Annotated in this window: 16 protein-coding genes; 13 read left to right on the top strand and 3 right to left on the bottom strand. The window is 41.5% G+C overall.

Going from position 1 to position 18,106, the window contains the following annotated elements; translation table 11 throughout:
* Position 1: 1 nt before the first annotated feature.
* The 11 genes from J2746_RS05020 to ahbC all read left to right on the top strand — a co-directional run bounded on the left by J2746_RS05020 (position 2) and on the right by ahbC (position 12,611).
* Positions 2-598, top strand: coding sequence for a sarcinarray family MAST domain-containing protein (locus J2746_RS05020; RefSeq protein WP_209617195.1), 597 nt, complete (start codon positions 2-4; stop codon positions 596-598).
* Positions 599-697: 99 nt separating this feature from the next.
* A complete protein-coding gene (locus J2746_RS05015; RefSeq protein WP_209617192.1) occupies positions 698-1,147 on the top strand; it encodes a hypothetical protein in 450 nt (149 codons plus the stop codon).
* Between the two features lie 114 nt (positions 1,148-1,261).
* Positions 1,262-2,560: a TrpB-like pyridoxal phosphate-dependent enzyme gene (locus J2746_RS05010; RefSeq protein ID WP_209617189.1), complete on the top strand. Its 1,299-nt coding sequence runs from the start codon at positions 1,262-1,264 to the stop codon at positions 2,558-2,560.
* 375 nt (positions 2,561-2,935) lie between these two features.
* Complete coding sequence (locus tag J2746_RS05005; protein WP_209617186.1) at positions 2,936-4,411, top strand: DUF2193 domain-containing protein; 1,476 nt, start codon at positions 2,936-2,938, stop codon at positions 4,409-4,411.
* Between the two features lie 50 nt (positions 4,412-4,461).
* Complete coding sequence (locus J2746_RS05000) at positions 4,462-5,211, top strand: MIP/aquaporin family protein (RefSeq protein WP_209617184.1); 750 nt, start codon at positions 4,462-4,464, stop codon at positions 5,209-5,211.
* Between the two features lie 118 nt (positions 5,212-5,329).
* Positions 5,330-7,573: an ATP-dependent DNA helicase gene (locus J2746_RS04995; protein WP_209617181.1), complete on the top strand. Its 2,244-nt coding sequence runs from the start codon at positions 5,330-5,332 to the stop codon at positions 7,571-7,573.
* A gap of 122 nt (positions 7,574-7,695) precedes the next feature.
* Positions 7,696-8,976 (top strand): histidinol dehydrogenase, encoded by a 1,281-nt coding sequence (gene hisD, locus J2746_RS04990; protein WP_209617178.1) that lies wholly within the window; start codon positions 7,696-7,698, stop codon positions 8,974-8,976.
* A 103-nt stretch (positions 8,977-9,079) separates the two neighbouring features.
* Positions 9,080-9,478, top strand: coding sequence for a DUF1699 family protein (locus tag J2746_RS04985; RefSeq protein WP_091709829.1), 399 nt, complete (start codon positions 9,080-9,082; stop codon positions 9,476-9,478).
* Positions 9,479-9,713: 235 nt separating this feature from the next.
* Positions 9,714-10,481 carry a uroporphyrinogen-III C-methyltransferase gene (gene cobA, locus J2746_RS04980; RefSeq protein ID WP_209617175.1) on the top strand — a complete coding sequence of 256 codons (768 nt, stop codon included), beginning with the start codon at positions 9,714-9,716 and terminating at the stop codon, positions 10,479-10,481.
* Positions 10,482-10,492: 11 nt separating this feature from the next.
* Entirely contained in the window at positions 10,493-11,281 is a 789-nt protein-coding gene (locus tag J2746_RS04975; RefSeq protein ID WP_209617172.1) for a uroporphyrinogen-III synthase, read from the top strand.
* A 127-nt stretch (positions 11,282-11,408) separates the two neighbouring features.
* Positions 11,409-12,611, top strand: coding sequence for a 12,18-didecarboxysiroheme deacetylase (gene ahbC, locus J2746_RS04970; protein WP_209617169.1), 1,203 nt, complete (start codon positions 11,409-11,411; stop codon positions 12,609-12,611).
* Positions 12,612-12,845: 234 nt separating this feature from the next.
* On the opposite strand, the gene J2746_RS04965 is transcribed toward ahbC, so the two are convergent.
* The 3 genes from J2746_RS04965 to J2746_RS04955 all read right to left on the bottom strand — a co-directional run bounded on the left by J2746_RS04965 (position 12,846) and on the right by J2746_RS04955 (position 14,193).
* Positions 12,846-13,196 (bottom strand): desulfoferrodoxin family protein, encoded by a 351-nt coding sequence (locus J2746_RS04965; RefSeq protein WP_209617166.1) that lies wholly within the window; start codon positions 13,194-13,196, stop codon positions 12,846-12,848.
* A gap of 62 nt (positions 13,197-13,258) precedes the next feature.
* Positions 13,259-13,771, bottom strand: coding sequence for a ferritin (locus J2746_RS04960; RefSeq protein ID WP_209617163.1), 513 nt, complete (start codon positions 13,769-13,771; stop codon positions 13,259-13,261).
* 56 nt (positions 13,772-13,827) lie between these two features.
* Positions 13,828-14,193 (bottom strand): DsrE family protein, encoded by a 366-nt coding sequence (locus J2746_RS04955; protein WP_209617161.1) that lies wholly within the window; start codon positions 14,191-14,193, stop codon positions 13,828-13,830.
* A gap of 567 nt (positions 14,194-14,760) precedes the next feature.
* On the opposite strand from J2746_RS04955, the gene J2746_RS04950 reads away from it, so the two are divergent.
* Positions 14,761-17,352: a valine--tRNA ligase gene (locus J2746_RS04950; protein ID WP_209617158.1), complete on the top strand. Its 2,592-nt coding sequence runs from the start codon at positions 14,761-14,763 to the stop codon at positions 17,350-17,352.
* Between the two features lie 175 nt (positions 17,353-17,527).
* On the top strand, positions 17,528-18,010 hold the full coding sequence (locus J2746_RS04945; protein ID WP_209617155.1) for an RNA-binding protein: 483 nt from the start codon (positions 17,528-17,530) through the stop codon (positions 18,008-18,010).
* Positions 18,011-18,106 lie beyond the last annotated feature (96 nt).

Here is an 18,106-nt window from a genome sequence, read left to right as displayed (position 1 = left end):
TATGTATAAATTGATTATTGCATGTACTGTTTGTTTATTAGTATTATTTTCTATGCCCGCATCTTCGGAAAGTTCCAATCTTAAAGTTGATATGTATTATAATGACCAATTGCATCCTGGTGCATCAATTCCAAAACCACTATTAAAAATTGGTGAGCCATTCAAATTGAGATTTGAAGTGACTTGTTACAAAAAGAACTTTCTCTCTGTTATGTTAACATCTATTGGTGAAAATGATTTTGATATTATAAAAGGTCCAACACCAAGGTTGGGGTCATTTACAGATGAAGTTATGGAAATAAACGAAACAAAAGTATTTGAATGGACTGTTGCTCCAAATGAAGAATGGGCTGGTGGAAGTGCTCCAATTAATTTCTTTTATCAAATGAATGATTTAAACACAGCTAAATTAATTACAACAGGCGAGTTCACCGCCGCCTACGTTACAATCTCCGAAGAGTACTATGATGGTCCAGGATCCACAACTGATTCAACATCTAACTCCGAGGATGAAAGCAGTTCTCCTTCAACTCCTGCATTCACTGCATTATGTTCTGTTTTTGCATTGGTTTTAGCAGTTATTTACAAAAGAAAGTAGATTCTGATTAGAATCTACTTTTCAGAATATTTTTCAGGACTTATTTTCATATGAGTTATATTTATAAACAATACCACTTCAATTGTTTGTGGTGGTTGAATGCTGGAACGAAAGTGGGTGGTTGCACTCAAAATATCTGTTGTAATATTGATAGCTGTTTTACTGTCCGGTTGCACGGAAAATAGTAACGAGGCTGAAGAACTGATAGAAACTCTTGAAGACACTGATGCTGATTCATTTTCTATTGAAGAGCATTATGGTGATTCTGGAGAAAATATCATTGTTCCTGGTGGGATTCAGGTAACAGATTGGAAAATTGCTATTGACAGGGTATTGATAACGCTTGAGAACACTGAAACTTCAGGGATTTACATTAACAAGATCTCTGCGGATGTGTCATTTGATGATGACATGTCAACTTCTAGGCATTATGAAGTTTACATGAATGGAGAATTGGGTCCGGGTGAAGTCAAAGTTATTTCTATAAGGATACACAAATTCAGTGATTGGGAAAGACCTAATCTAAAATCCATAGAAGTAAGCTTATAGACTTATTTCTTCTATTTGAGCATTGCAAATTTATGCACAAATCAAAACCATTAAATATCTCGTTAATGTACTCAGGTATACATTATCGAATCCTTTTTTACAGAGGTATAAACTATGGATCATACAAAAATATTACTTGATGAAAATGAAATGCCGAAACAGTGGTATAACATACTTGCAGACCTGCCGGTAGAACCACCACTAAACCCTGCAACCAATGAGCCAATGAATCCTGCAGATCTTGAGCCCATATTTGCGAAGGAACTTATCAACCAGGAGATCAGCACCAAGAGATACATTGACATTCCTGAAGAGATCAGGGAGATCTACACACTCTGGAGGCCATCACCTCTGCACAGGGCACACAGGCTTGAAAAGGCACTGGGAACACCTGCAAAGATCTACTATAAGAACGAAAGTGTCAGTCCTGCAGGAAGCCACAAACCAAACACTGCAATAGCACAGGCATACTATAACATGAAAGAAGGCACCGAAAGGATCACGACAGAAACAGGCGCAGGCCAGTGGGGCAGCGCATTATCACTTTGCTGTAACTATTTTGATATCGAATGTAAGGTCTACATGGTAAGTTCAAGTTTCTACCAGAAACCATACAGAAAGTCACTCATCAACCTCTGGGGAGCAAATGTAGTCCCATCACCAAGCCCGGACACACAGTTTGGAAGAAAGATCCTTGAGGAATATCCTGACACAACAGGAAGTCTCGGTATAGCTATCAGTGAGGCAATTGAGGATGCAGCTCTTAACGACAACACCAAGTATGCGCTCGGTAGTGTTCTTAACCACACCAGTCTTCACCAGACTGTAGTTGGTCTTGAGACCCAGGCACAGTTTGACAAGACAGAGGACTACCCTGATATCGTAATCGGATGCTGTGGTGGCGGAAGTAACCTTGCAGGTGTAAGTCTGCCGTACATCAGGGACAACCTTGCAGGTAAGACAAATACAAGATTCATAGCAGTAGAACCATCCGCATGTCCAACACTCACATCAGGTGAGTTCAAGTATGACTTCGGTGACATGGCACAGATGACACCTCTGCTTAAGATGTACTCACTTGGTTCAGAGTTCATTCCACCTGCAATCCATGCAGGAGGTCTCAGGTACCACGGTGCGTCACCAATTGTCAGTAAGCTTGTAGCAGACGGAATCATGGAAGCAACATCATATCACCAGGTAGAGGTATTCGATGCGGCAGTTACATTCGCACGCAGCGAAGGTATTGCTCCTGCTCCTGAATCATCACATGCTATCAAATGTGCAATTGATGAAGCACTCAAATGTAAGGAAACCGGCGAAGAGAAGACCATCATGTTCAACCTCAGTGGTCACGGTCACTTCGACATGGGTTCCTATGACAAGTACTTCAGTGGTGACCTGAGCAACGACTGAGTTTTTCTAAAACTAAAAGTAAGTGGCATTCCTCATGCCACATTTATTGTTTTTTTTAATATGATTAGGTAGAAGACTACCAGTATGATCTTATTTTAATAAAATTCAGGTACATAAGATTCCGTTTGGAATGTCAACTCCTGTATCTGTAAACTTTATACCAGTTTATAAAAGTTTAGAAATGTTTATCTGGTATTACCTTAAATTATTATATGGAGTGAAGAAACACCCTGAAAAGAGAGTGTTGTTAGTGGCAGTAGTTAGCTTGGTACTTTACGGGATACTGTAGAGTATGGTTTATTTTTTAAATTCTATTGCAATTGCATTTCATTCAGGAATGTTTGTCACTTTCAGATATTGAGTAAGGGGTAGAATATGAAAGAGATATACGATAAAATGGCAACGGAAGCCATGAATGCACAGAAAGCTGTAGTTAGTACTATAAACAAGAAGCGAGGTACAGCCTTTAAGGTTGAGGACGCAAAACCTTATGTCGATGCAGTTAATAAGATGGAACCTAAAGGTGACCAGTGTAAAGAAGTTTTTGATCTGCACGTTAATTCTGTAAACTCTCATTATGAGGTTCTTTCCAGCTTAACCGACAGTGTAAGGCCAGAGGATGATCCATTTGTCGAACACTATCAGACACCTCCGATTCTGGATATTCTTTATGAGGAAGACCCAGCTTTCAGGGAATCTGTTGAGAAATTCATTGACAGGATAGGCAGATCTGAAGCTCTGATCGGGAAAGAATCAATTCGCAGGTATGCAGGTTTCTATGGTCCGACCTGTGTTGTTGACTTTGCTTTTGTCCCGGGAAGCACCAGCAATGTGGTAAATAGAATTCTTGAGAAGACAGATATTCCGGTGGACCATAAGCGTGCAATCCTTTCTTCCAAATCATGGGGTATGAACACATCGTATGGTATCGGTGCCAAGTTCCAGATGGCTATCGAGAATGGAAAGACACCATCAGAGGCCATTGCAGAAGAAATTGAAATGCTTCAGATGGTCTATGATGCCCCTATGGCTGCTCAGGCCAAGCTCATGGACGAGGCAGGCCACACATCCTTCGACGTAAAGAAGTATATGAGCGAGTACAAAAACAGGATGAAGAAAACAGTCAAATCCGCCATGGATGAAGATGTTTTCTACGGAAACATAGTTACTGTTCCTGCATATGGTGTAGGTGACGTTGCCCACCACATTTCCCAGTCAATGTTCAACATGACAAAGGATGATGTTGTTATGGCTGTAATTAATGCTGTAACCGATGTCATGGATGGTACAATGAACAATGCAATGGGCAAGTTCAAGGATGAATATTCTCCCCTGACAATAGCAACTGATGCCGCTGCTGCCGCAACAACTAAGATACTCTGGATGGATGGTTTCACCACAATGATGGTACTGGATCTGCTGGTCAAGAGATTCCATAACCTTGTACTGAACAACCCAACAAGAGGTGCTGCAGCTGAACTCCACAATGTGGATTTCATTGATCTCATTGAAAAGGGAGAACGTATCATTGATCACAAACCAAGAGGAATGGGTGGAAAAGTCCAGGGCATACCTGTTGACCTGAGTCCTATAGAGAAGAACGAAGTTCTGAACAACCCACAGCGTTACACATATCCTGCATGTGCTATCACTGTCAGGTTCTCGGCCCTTATGAGGCTGGCTGACTTCCCATGCCTGCTGACAAGTGAGCCTGTCACAGCTACAATGCTGACAAACATAATAGCCCTGCATAAGACAGAGCCACACTCTCCCGCACGTACCTGCAAGTTCTGTGCAGCCAATTACTTCGACTACAAGTGCAAGTACTGTAACTGGACGGAGGCAGTTTGATCACGGATGTGCCTTCTTAAGGCACATTTTGTTTTCAGGCGGGTGATTATATGTCAGAACCGGGTCTGTTAAAGAGATCCATCGCTGAACTGATCGGGACGTATGTACTGGTATTTCTGGGAACAGGATCTGTGGTTACAACCGTCCTGTTGGTCCAGGGTACGAGTTCGATTCCAGGTAACACATTCAATGTGGGTATAGATATTGCAGCATGGTTTGCAATAGGCATTTCCTTTGCAATAGCGATAATTGCTATGATATACGCCTTCGGCCATATATCAGGAACACATATCAATCCGGCTGTGAGCATAGCATTATGGGCAACAGGACGTTTCCCTGCAAAGGATATGCTTGGTTACATCGTGGCCCAGCTAATTGGTGCCAGCCTTGCATCATTCACCATTGTAGCAATACTGGGTTCAAGGGCTGTTGCCACGGGCCTTGGTGCCACGGCTATGTTTGATGGTGTGAGTTACAGCCAGGCCATACTCTGTGAGGCGGTTGCGACCTTCTTCCTTATGTTGACCATCATGGGTTCGGCAGTGGATAAAAGAGCACCTGCAGGTTTTGCAGGACTTGCAATTGGTCTTGTTGTAGCTGCTGATGTTATTGTTGTGGGAAACATAACAGGTTCATCACTGAATCCGGCCCGTACTTTTGGTCCGTACCTGGCGGAATTCCTCATGGGTGGAACGAATTTCTGGTGGCAGTTCCCAATCTATATCGTAGGACCGATAGTTGGTGCTCTGGTTGCAGCTTTCCTCTATGACTTTGTTTCTGAGGCAAAAGAAGTCGATTGAAGGCATCTGACAATATGTCTCATTTTTCTTTTTTAACATTCAGGATGCAGATTAATTTAGACTATTCTGGGAAGGACAATTTTAATTAGATATAACAATCTCTTAATTCTCAGTTATCATGAAGATTGAATCACTTGGCCTGCCAGACGAAGTCATTCGCTTTTATCTGGATTCAGGTATTGAAGAACTCTATCCACCTCAGGCTGAAGCAATTGAAAAAGGGTTACTTGAAGGAAATAATCTACTGGCTGCTATTCCCACAGCTTCAGGAAAGACCCTCCTTGCCGAGCTTGCAATGCTAAAGGCAATATCTAACGGAGGAAAGGCTCTCTATATAGTTCCTTTACGTGCACTTGCAAGTGAAAAATTCGATCGTTTCAGGTCATTTTCATCATTATATGTAAAAGGGGAAGGAAAGGCCGGTATCAGGGTTGGCATATCCACAGGTGATTTCGAATCAAGAGATGAGTGGCTAGGTTCCAATGATATTATTGTTGCCACATCTGAAAAAACAGACTCACTTTTACGTAATGAGACTTCCTGGATGGAGGATATTACAACAATAGTCGTTGATGAAGTTCACTTGCTCGACTCTGCAAACAGGGGTCCCACACTGGAAGTAACTCTCACAAAACTCATGAAACTCAATCCCGGATGTCAGATAATTGCACTTTCGGCAACTGTGGGTAATGCTTATGAGATAGCAGACTGGCTGAAAGCAAAACTTGTGCTCAGTGAGTGGAGACCCACTGATCTACATGAAGGTGTTTACCTAAAAGGAAATATCAATTATCATGGCTCACAAAAACGCATTGAACCCCGAACAAGGGACGATGCTATCAACATACTTCTGGATACACTGGAAGAGGGAGGGCAGTGCCTTGTTTTTGAAAGCAGCCGCAAGAATAGTGTTTCATTTGCAAAACGTTCCGGGGCAAAGATAGGGGAAACTCTTGACAAACCAACACGTAATGCCCTTGATATATTAGTAGAGCAAATTGTTGAAAACGGCGAGACCGAAACAGCCAATGAACTGGCAAAATGTGTGCGAAATGGTACTGCATTTCATCATGCCGGGCTTAATTCTGCACATCGCAGAATCGTGGAAGATGGTTTCAGAGACAACAAAATAAAGGTCATATCCAGCACCCCGACCCTTGCAGCAGGACTCAATCTGCCTGCAAGAAGAGTGATTGTCAGAAGTTACAGACGTTACGATCCCAATTATGGTATGCAGCCAATCCCGGTTCTTGATTACAAGCAAATGGCAGGTCGTGCGGGCAGGCCGCATCTTGATCCTTATGGAGAATCAGTTCTCATCGCCAAATCATATAATGAAATGACAGGTCTTTTTGACAATTACATTGATGCAGATGCAGAGGACATCTGGTCAAAACTTGGTTCTGAAAACGCACTGCGAACGCATATTCTGTCAACTATTGTGAACGGATTTGCAACCACAAGGGAAGGCCTTCTGGAATTTATTGAAGCCACATTCTTTGCTCACCAGAATGATACCTGGGGTATCATGGATGTGGTTGATGAATGTCTTGATTTTTTGCGAGACAATAAGATGCTTGAAGGTGAAGATACTCTTGTACCTACTGCCCTTGGAAGACTCATATCCACTCTTTACATTGATCCGCTTTCAGGAGCCTATATTGTTAATGGTTTAAAAAAAGCTGAACACATCACCGACCTTACTCTGCTGCATCTCATATGTAAAACACCCGATATGAGGCAACTCTATATGCGTTCCGGTGACTATGAAATTATTAATGATATTGTAATTGCACATAGTGATGAGTTTGCTGAAATCCCTCCACGCTCAAGAGAAATTGATTATGAATTTTTCCTTGCAGAAGTAAAAACAGCTCTTCTGATACAGGATTGGATTGGTGAGAAAACCCTTGATAGTATCACCAAGAAATTCAACGTAGGTGAAGGTGATGTTCATGCCTTTGCAGATATTGCCGAGTGGCTTATGCATGCCTCTTCAAGACTTGCAGGGCTTATTGCTCCTGAAATGAGCATCGATGTTTCAAATATGACTTCATTGCTGGAAAAGAGGATACATTATGGAGCTTCACCTGAGCTGATCGAACTTGTCAGCATACGCGGAATTGGTCGTGTGCGTGCCCGCAAGCTCTATGATAATGGGCTTAAAACGGTTGATGACATCAGAAAGTCAAGCCATAAAAGAATTGCAGAACTTATTGGTCCAAAGACAGCAGCGAAGCTATTTACAGAAATTGGCCTTCATCTGGAGTTCACATCTGATGATTCAGGAGAAGTGACCTTAAAGACAATGGATTCACTGATGGGAAATGAGCAGAGCACATTCAGCGATTTTGAAAAATGAAACTGACCTTAAAGATGCCATGTTCTAAGCATTATATATGATGAATAGGTATAAGCAGTAATAAGCATAACCATTAACTTATTATTTATCATACATTTTACGTACTCATCAGAGGAAGAAATATGCTTTACAAGAAATTATCCGAACTTACTGACGAAGAAAGGAACAAACTAATTGGACGTGGCGGAGGAGATCTTGCAGACGTACAGGCTACAGTTGCAACTATCCTGGAGGATGTAAAGCATAATGGAGATTCTGCTCTGCGCGAGTACACTAAGAAATTCGATGGTGCTGATATTGATGTCATTGAGGTTTCAAAGGAAGAAATAGATGAAGCTATAAAATGTGTTGATACAGAAATTCTGGAACACCTTGAGTTTGCAGCAGGTAACATAAAGAAGTTCCATGAGGCTCAGATGCCTCAAAAGATATGGTTCATAGAAGTTTCTCCGGGAATTGAACTTGGACAGAAATTCACTCCCCTTGAAATTGTGGGTGCATATGTACCCGGTGGAAGGGCATCCTATCCATCCACAGCTCTTATGACAATTATTCCAGCAAAGGTTGCCGGCGTTAAGGATGTCGTCATGTGCACTCCTCCTGGTAACGACGGGAAGGTCAATCCATTGACACTTGCGGCAGCAAAAATAGCCGGTGCAGATCATGTTTATAAGCTAGGTGGCGTGCAGGCTGTTGCCGGTATGGCATATGGTACTGAAACTGTCATGAAAGTTGACAAGATTGTAGGTCCAGGTAATGTTTTTGTCACATCTGCAAAGATGCAGGTTAGGGATATGGCAGAGATCGACTTCCCTGCAGGGCCCAGTGAAGTGCTTATCATAGCCGACAATTCCTGTAATGCAAGGATGGCAGCCTCTGACATGATAGCTCAGGCAGAGCACGACCCTAATGCAGTATCTGTTGTTGTAACAATTTCAGAAAAACTTGCATTAGACATAAAAGCTGAGGTACTTAAACAGGCAGAAAAAACCCTCAGATCAGAGATTGTAAATACTTCACTTGTAAATGCTGCTATTATTGTAGCAGATTCAATGGATGAGTGTATCGATTTCTCAAATGAATTTGCACCTGAACACCTTGAGATCATGGTTGAGAATGATGATGAGATCCTTGAAGGAATCGAACATGCAGGCTCAATATTTGTAGGAAACTATGCACCTGTTCCTGTTGGCGATTATGCATCTGGTACAAATCACGTCCTCCCAACTGCAGGTTATGCTCGAATTTATTCCGGTCTGAACCTTGCTCACTTCATGAAGTCGGCAAGTATTCAGAGAATAAGCAAGCAGGGACTTGGAACTTTGAAAGAGTCTGTAATTGCTCTTGCTGAAAAAGAGGGTCTGCAGGCGCATGCAGATTCTGTGAGAACAAGATTCGAATAATTTACCTTCATATTTTTTTATTTTCTAAATCGGTAATTATTTAAAAGGTGAATACATACATTATTTTAATAAGTTCTCAACGAACTGGAGGTGAGGGAGACTTATGAAAATAAGAGTTGTAAGTTCGCGAGAGGAGATACCACATCTGAATCCAGGTGAGAAGGTAATTCATCTTGCTTTCAGACCATCGAACAAGGATATATTTTCACTGGTCCAAACATGTCCTAAAGTGGAAGTTATTCAGATCCCGAGTTCTTACAGGCGAACTGTTTCAAAGTCCATCGAGATGTTCATGCAAATGCAAGGTATTAAGCTCATAGAAGGTGATGTCTGGGGCCACAGGAAAGATATCAACGAATATTACAGTATCGCTCCGGCGCTGCTCGACAAGATCAAAGAGCTTAAATCAGAAGGCATGTCTGATGAAAATATAGTAAGTAAACTGGAACGTGAAGGAAAATTGAACAAAGAAATGTTGTTCTATATATTGAGCAAAAAATAGAGTTTTTGGGTTGGAAAAGGTGCGGTATCTAACGGTACGGCACTCCATTTATATTTATTAGTATTTGATGCCGGATATTCAAATCTTTAATCATACTGTTTTTGTTTAATTAACTTAGGTCTTCCTTTTGACTATTTATAAAGTTTCCTTGTTTTCCGTCTTTTCAAGACGATGCATATTTATAACTTGGTAAGTTCATTACCATTCTAATAAAGATTAAGAGGATCTCACTAACATGGCCCAGAAATATGGTAAAGTCTATTTAGTTGGTTCAGGTCCGGGTGACCCGGAATTATTAACAATTAAAGCACGCAGGTTACTCGATACAACTGAAGTCGTGGTATATGACCAGCTTCCAGGTAAGGCGATAATAGATTTCATTCCTGACAGCGCTGAAAAGATCGATGCAGGTAAACACGCAGGTGATCATAAACTCACTCAGAATGAGATCAATGAAGTGATCATCCGTAAAGCAAAGGAAGGAAAGAACGTACTCCGTCTCAAAGGTGGCGATCCTTACATGTTCGGTCGTGGTGGAGAAGAGGCTCAGGAACTTGTTGCAGAAGGAATTGAATTTGAGGTAGTTCCAGGTATCACTTCTGCAGTAGCAGTTCCGGCATATGCAGGTATACCTGTAACTCACAGGGACCATGCATCAATGGTGACTTTCATTACAGGCCACGAAGACCCCACAAAAGAAGAAACAGCCCTTGACTGGGAAACTCTTGCGAAGTTCGATGGTACTATTGTCATTTTCATGGGTGTCAAGATGCTTGGCAGGAATGTCGGTGAACTCATGAAATATGGCAAGGATCCCAAAACCCCTGTAGCTCTTATTGAAAGAGGTACAAGACCCGATCAGCGCGTAACTGTGGGTATTCTTGAGAATATCGAAGAGGTTGCAAAAGAGAGAGGTGTAAAGGCACCTGCCATTACAATTATTGGTAATGTTGTATCACTGCACGATATTCTGGGCGAGCAGTTTGCAGAGTATTTTGATTAGAAGGTGTTATTTTGGCAGAAAATAAAAAGCCCGTGATAGCAATAATGAGGCCAAAGACATATCTTAAGAAGTCATCAGAGCTTGCCTCTTCAATGGGATTTGAGCCTGTAGCAGTTCCTATGGTAGAACTTGAAGATATGAAAGATGAGTATTTCGATGGTTTTGTAGAGAGGGTCATGACAGATGTGTCTGATTATGTTATCTTTACAAGTGCAAATGGTATTGATTATACCTTGCAGAAGATAGATGACAGGGAGGCTTTTATAGCTGCTCTTAATAAAACAAAAGTGATAGCTATAGGTCCTACTACCCGTAAGGCTCTGGAAGATCTTGGAATTCAGGTACTTGGAATGCCCGGAGTGTACAGCTCAGAAGGACTTGTGGAGTATCTCTGTCCTAAAGTGAAGGGTAAGGTCATTGACACTGCAAGAAGCTTTTATGGTTCAACTCGACTTATAGATGGGCTAAAAAGCTGTGGTGCGGAGATTCATGAGACAAATGTCTATACCCTTGTAAAGCCTGAAGGAAAGGAGCAGCAGGAATTCATTGACCAGGTTATTGAAGGCAAGATCGATATATTCGCATTTACAAGTTCAATGATGGTTCGTAACTTCTTTGATTATGCTAACGATCAGTTTGTAAGGAATAGAATTGTGGGAATTATGAACAACTCAGTGGTCGCAGCTATTGGTCTTCCAACAGCAGAGACCATTGAAAGTTTTGGTGTACCGGTTTCGGTGATGCCTGATAAATTCACTTTTAAAGCTCTCCTCGAAGATATCAGGGAAGTTCTCGACTGAGATTCCCTCTTTTTTATTTCTGGTACAAAATCTATCCAGCCTACCATAGATGTAATATAGGATGATGATATAGGAGTTTCGCATATAATAGAACAATCTTCTTTTATCTTTTATTCGGAGTCCGATCATGATAGGAATTTCAAAACTTTATTGCAGAACTGTAGAGCCCTCGGATGCGCTCAGGTACGGGCGTGATTCTAAGAAACTCCCCTCACACCTGCTCCAGTTCTCTAAGGATAAAAAACCGGTTGTTGTCTGGAATGTCACCCAGCGCTGCAACCTTCGCTGTGTTCATTGTTATGCTCATTCTAAAGACATAGAATACAAAAACGAACTCACAACTGAAGAAGGTATGGCTCTCATTGATGATCTTGCAGATTTCGGTTGTCCTGTAATACTTTTCTCAGGTGGTGAACCTCTGATGAGAAAGGACCTGCCTGAACTTGCAGGTTATGCGCGTTCTAAGGGAATAAGGGCTGTTATATCAACAAATGGAACTCTCATTACAGAAGAGGTTGCAAAGAAACTCAAAGATATTGGACTTTCCTATGTTGGAATCTCTCTTGATGGTATGAAGGAAACAAATGACAGGTTCCGCGGACAGGAGGGTTCATTTGAAAAAGCCATCCAGGGAGTTCATAATTGCCAGAAGGAAGGCATTAAAGTAGGACTCAGATTCACGATCAACCGCCATAATGTACAGGACATTCCTGCTATATTTGATCTTCTTGACAAAGAAAACATTCCACGTATTTGTTTCTATCACCTGGTGTATTCAGGTCGTGGTTCTGAAATGATCAATGAGGATCTGAGCCTTGAGGAAAGCCGCAAGACTGTGGATTTACTTATGGATAAGACGAAAGAACTTCACGAAAAGGGCAAAATGGTTGAAGTACTTACGGTTGATAACCACTGTGATGGTCCTTACATTTACATGCGCCTTTTGAAAGAGGATCCTGAAAGAGCAGGAGAGGTACTTGATCTTCTTCAAATGAACAGGGGCAATTCTACAGGGATCGGCTTTGGCTGCATCTCGTGGGATGGTTCTGTGCATCCTGACCAATTCTGGAGGCACTATTCATTCGGAAATATAAGGGACCGTAAGTTCAGCGAGATCTGGAGAGACACCAGCAATGAACTCATGGCAGGACTTAAAGAACGCAAACCTCTGATAATGGAAAATGCCGACAGGTGCGCTAAATGTAAATGGTTTGATGTCTGTAACGGAAACTTCCGTGTAAGGGCTGAAGCTATATACGGCAATACCTGGGCAGACGATCCTGCTTGTTATCTAACTAAAGAAGAGATAGGTTACGAGGACTTCGAGTAACCTTTTTTCTTTCATGCATGCATGTAAGGTATTACATATTCAAGAATTATAATTGCCATTACCCCTACTATCAGGGCAAGGAAAATAAATTTCCCAATAAGTTGTTTGATCACTTTTGTTCCCTCTTTTCTTTCAACTCATTTGCATGATGATTTTATTGAAAGATGGGGATGAACAGGTATAAAAAAGATGTGGCGACCGGTGCCACAAATAGCATATTTTTCACTGGAATCTTTAAACTTCAATACAGTTCTTCCACAGTCCGTGGATGTTACAGTATTCAAGTGCACAGAAAGATTTGAAGTCATCAATGTTGTTGACGTGGAATGAGGCTGTAGGTTCTGTATATACGGGCTCGAAGTTCATTCTTCCAAAGTCGATTACTTTACCATCTTTTGTTGTGCCATAAAGTTCAACCCACTCGATGTGATGCTCAGCGGTATTTGGGTGTTTTACCTCTTTTCCGACAATTACACGTACATAGTCTGCCTTTGCATGTCCATGTCCTCTGACAATATCAATTTCAGGGACATGCTTCTCTTTACCTTCAACTTCCTTTCCTTTAAGTATTTCTTCAAATTCCATATACTTCACCTTCTATCTTACTCTTATGTTTTGATAAGTTTAATCTTATGATTATTTCTTTATTATTCCTCTGATGCAGGTGGTGTGAACGTTCTTGTTGCAAGTTCATTGTCGATCATGAAAAGACCGTTTCCATCGTTGCCCACAAGCTTGAGTTTGGCAATCATTTCATTGTCATTAGCTTCTTCTTCTATCTGCTCTGTTACGAACCACTGGAGGAATATTTGTGTGGCATAATCTTTCTCTTCGTTTGCCAGGGTTACTAGGTCATGAATTGATTTTGTGATGAATTGTTCATGCTTTAGTGTCGCTTCAAACATCTCTAACGGAGTCCCGAAATCCCCGGGTGGCTTTTCAATTGCTTCAAGGATAATTTTTCCGCCCTGCTCATTGATATAGTCATAGATTTTCATTGCATGGCTCATTTCTTCCTGATACTGTACCATGAACCAGTTGGCAAAACCATCAAGTCCTTCATATGTGCAGTGAGCTGACATATCCATGTACAGATATGCGGAGTACATTTCCTTGTTGATCTGCCCGTTAAGGGCTACTGTCATCTTTTCACTTAACATTTACAATCTCCGTTCTGATGTTATTTCTATAATGGTTCGATTCTTACATGAAATGATCAGACTACAACAATCTCATAGCCCTCATCCATATATCGAGCCATGCTTGGATGTCCGAACATTTCATCGCACAGTGGCAATTCCTGATTTTTCGCACTTTCAAGACTTTCCATTTTGGATGCACATGCTCTGCATACGCAATCAATGAGTCCTGCATCCTTTGCTTTACGATAAAGAGCTGTGAATGTTTTATTCTCACCTTCTGCTTCCTTTACAAGACGGGTGGCAGAGCCTTCAATGGTGAGCTTTACATCATATTCTTTTTCTTTCATATCAAGTGCGTTCATCAGGGCGTGGATGAAACACATCTCCTCTCCGTTAAAAGCAAAAATAGCTACTTTCCTGGCCATCATTTCACCTTTCATCAACCGTTTTGCTTCCCCTGCATAGAATTGCTGAGATTTCTATAAAGTGTTTTCGGTAGCCTGATATTTTTATTCAAAATGCAGAGGTACCGTGCTTGTGGTGTGTCATGATTTTTTGTGACTGCCTTTTATGTATGTATTTGTTCATGATGCAAAAACAAAATCGCAAATTTGATATACTTACTTCTCTTCACAGAGTTTGGTTTGTCCTTTTGCATATGTGGGGCAGAATGTAGGGCATATGTTCCAGACGGTATCATCACCCATTCGTCAAGGAAATGTTTGCTTTCGATCGTACACCAATGACCTCTTACCCACTGAGTTTTCTGCAAGATACTCTTTTGTAAAGGGGCAGCCTCTTTTTAATCAGGTACGGTGATTTTCATATTTGTTTGCGTTCTGCATTAATGTGTTTATCGTTATGCTCCGGTATTTCCGGCTTTAACCAGATAATTTAAATAATCTTACGCCACTTAGGATAAAAAAACACAATCAATACATTAAATAAACTAATTAATTTCAGATTGATAGCAGATTACGTTTTATTACATTTATCGGAGAGTCACAATGACAATTCCTAAAGAATATGATCCACACATTATAGAGCCTAAATGGCGCGATTCATGGGATATGTCCATGTATCACTTTGACTGGAAAGATAACAGCAGACCCCAGTTCATCATAGATACTCCACCACCATATCCTACCGGAAATTTCCATATCGGTAACTCTCTTAACTGGTGTTACATCGATTTCGTTGCAAGATACAAGCGTATGTGCGGTTTCAATGTGATGTTCCCTCAGGGATGGGATTGTCACGGTCTTCCTACCGAGGTAAAGGTTGAGGAGATCCACGGTATCACAAAGAATGAGGTTCCGAGGGAAGAATTCAGGAATATGTGCCGTGAGCTCACAGTTGGTAATATAGAAAAGATGAGGCAGACAATGCTGGATCTCGGTTTTTCAACCGACTGGAGCAACGAGTTTGTGACAATGGAGCCTGAGTACTATTCCAAGACTCAGAGGTCTTTCAGGAAAATGTATGATATGGGTCGTCTCTATCAGTCCGATCACCCTGTAAACTGGTGTCCGAGATGTGAAACTGCTATTGCATTTGCAGAAGTTGAGTACGATTCAAGGGAAACAAAGCTTAATTTCCTTAACTTTGATGGTCTTGAGATCGCAACCACAAGGCCGGAATTGCTTGCAGCATGTGTTGCAGTTGCTATAAACCCTGAAGATGAGCGTTACAAACAACACCTTGGATCAACTGTAAAAGTTCCGCTATTCGGTCACGACGTAAACGTTATCGGTGACAGAGACGTTGATCCTTCATTTGGTACAGGTGTTGTTATGATCTGTACTTTCGGTGACAAGCAGGATGTCAGATGGTGGATAGAGCACAGCCTTCCACTGCGTAAGGCAATTGACAAGAACGGTCTTATGACCGAACTTGCAGGCAAGTACAAGGGAATGACAATTCCTGAATGTAAACAGGCAATAATCGAAGACCTCAGTAATGAAGGCTATCTATATGAGCAACAATCACTTGAACAGAATGTAGGTATGTGCTGGAGATGTGATACTCCTATTGAGATTCTTTCCGAGCGCCAGTGGTTCATTAAGATTGATAATGACGAGATATCAAAGGCTGCAAATGAGATCGAGTGGCTTCCGGATTATATGAAGGTCAGGCTTGATAACTGGAACAACACCATGGAATGGGACTGGTGTATATCCCGTCAGAGGCTTTTCGCAACTCCTATTCCTGTATGGTATTGTAAGGAATGTAGCGAGGCAATGGTTGCTAAAGAAGAGTGGATGCCTATTGACCCTACCAGCGAACAGCCACCAGAAGCATGTAAATGCGGATGTAAAGAATTCGAAGCAGAAGAAGATGTCCTTGACACATGGATGGATTCATCAATAACAGCACTCCATGTTTCCGGCTGGCTTACCGATCATGAGATGAGGCTCCCAACGCAGCTGCGCCCACAGGGCCACGACATCATCAGGACATGGGCATTTTATACTATTCTCAGATCAATGGCTATTCAGGGTAAGAAGCCGTGGGATTCTATTCTGATCAACGGTATGGTGCTTGGTGAAGACGGTCACAAGATGAGCAAGTCTCTTGGCAATGTAATCTCTCCGGAAGAAGTTATCAAAGACTACAGTGCCGATTCTTTCAGGCAGTGGGCTGCAATTGGCGGTTCCCCTGGTTCAGATGTAATGTTCCGCTGGAAGGATGTTGTTTCAGCATCAAGGTTCTTCGCAAAGATGTGGAGCATTTACAGGTTCAGCATGTCCCATCTTGATGAGTATGAACACAGTGAACTTGATGTTTCGGAACTTAAGGTCGTTGATAAATGGCTTCTGAGTAACCTTAACAGACTCATAGCCACAGTCACCGATTCAATGGATAAATTCCAGTTCGATGAGGCTTTCAAGGCTCTAAGGGGCTTTACATGGGATGTCCTTGCAGACAACTATATAGAGCTTGTAAAGGCACGCCTTTATGGTGAGGATGAAGCAGGTAAAAAAGCTGCAAGGTACACTTTGTATGTGGCCATTGATGCACTTTCACGCATGCTTGCACCATTTGCTCCGTTCTTTGCCGAGGAAATGTTCTCACGCTTAGGTGAAGGCAGTGTTCATGTTCAGAGTTGGCCGGATGTTTGTGATTCCTTGATAGATGCAGAAGTCGAGAGTTCCGGAGAGTTCATCAAGGAAGTTGCAAGCAATGTCAGGCGTTATAAATCAGAAAGTGGAATGGCACTGAACGCTCCTCTGGAGAAGATCGAGATTTATGGCAACCTTGATGATCTGACTGATGTGCTTGGAGTTACCAATTCTCCTGTTGAGATGATGGATGGTGAGCCTGACTTCGAACACGTTCCTGTGAATGTTAAGCCAAACATGGGAATTATAGGTCCGAAATTCAGAGGACAGGCAAAGGCAATTATCAATGCATTGACAGAGGCGAATCCAAAGAGGATCGCAGATGAGGTTACAAAGGGCAAGATTACCATTGATGTAGATGGTGAGTCTATTGAACTTGAACCTGAATGTGTTGAGATCGAGAAGGAAGTAGTTTCTGCCGGAAGGTCTGTTGATGTTCTTGATATCAGTGGGATTCCTGTTGTCATAATCAGGTAATTATTGAAATTGCTCGTGATCCAGGCAAAGCTTGGAATATTCAGTTTCAGGATGCTTTGTGTGTTTATCACACAAACTTTAAAAGCATCCATTACTTATTTTAGCAAAGGAGATAATCGGTAAAAAAAAATCCTTATTAAAGGGATCATAATTATCGTGTCTGACAGGTGATCAGTTGAAAATCAAGTCCAGGGTACAGTTAAGGAAATCTGCAAAGAATCAGCTTTTAAGTGATATCAGGTCCGTTTTCGGGGATGATGTAAAACAACTGGAAAAGAGTAAGTTTGAAACAGCAAACATTGATGATATGTCTCTTATACTTGTGGATGGTGAACCTTTACTTTTCCAGATCAATGGTTTCTACTTCCCCACTGTTAAAGGTGCATTGAAACTGGACCTGAAGAAAAATGTAGTAACAGTTGATTCGGGTGCTGTTAGGTTTGTAGTAAATGGCGCTGATATTATGTGTCCTGGTATAGTTGCTGCTGATGATAATATTATGGAGGACGATCCAGTAATAATAATTGAGGAAGCCCATGGCAAACCTCTTGCAGTTGGTACTGCACTTATGCCAGGATCTGAAATGAAAGGAAATAAAGGAAAAGGTGTCAAATCCATCCATTATGTTGGTGACAAGTTGTGGAATCTCGACATCTAAAAGAAATCATTAAAATAGGATGAGATTGAATATAAATACCATTATATCCGAATATCAGTAACATAACAGCAACAAATAATACTGATTATGAACCGG

It is taken from the genome of Methanolobus bombayensis (assembly GCF_017873415.1).
Classification (GTDB): Archaea; Halobacteriota; Methanosarcinia; order Methanosarcinales; family Methanosarcinaceae; genus Methanolobus; species Methanolobus bombayensis.
The sequence above is the reverse complement of the archived record's forward strand: the minus strand, read 5'-3'. Positions and strand labels throughout refer to the sequence as shown.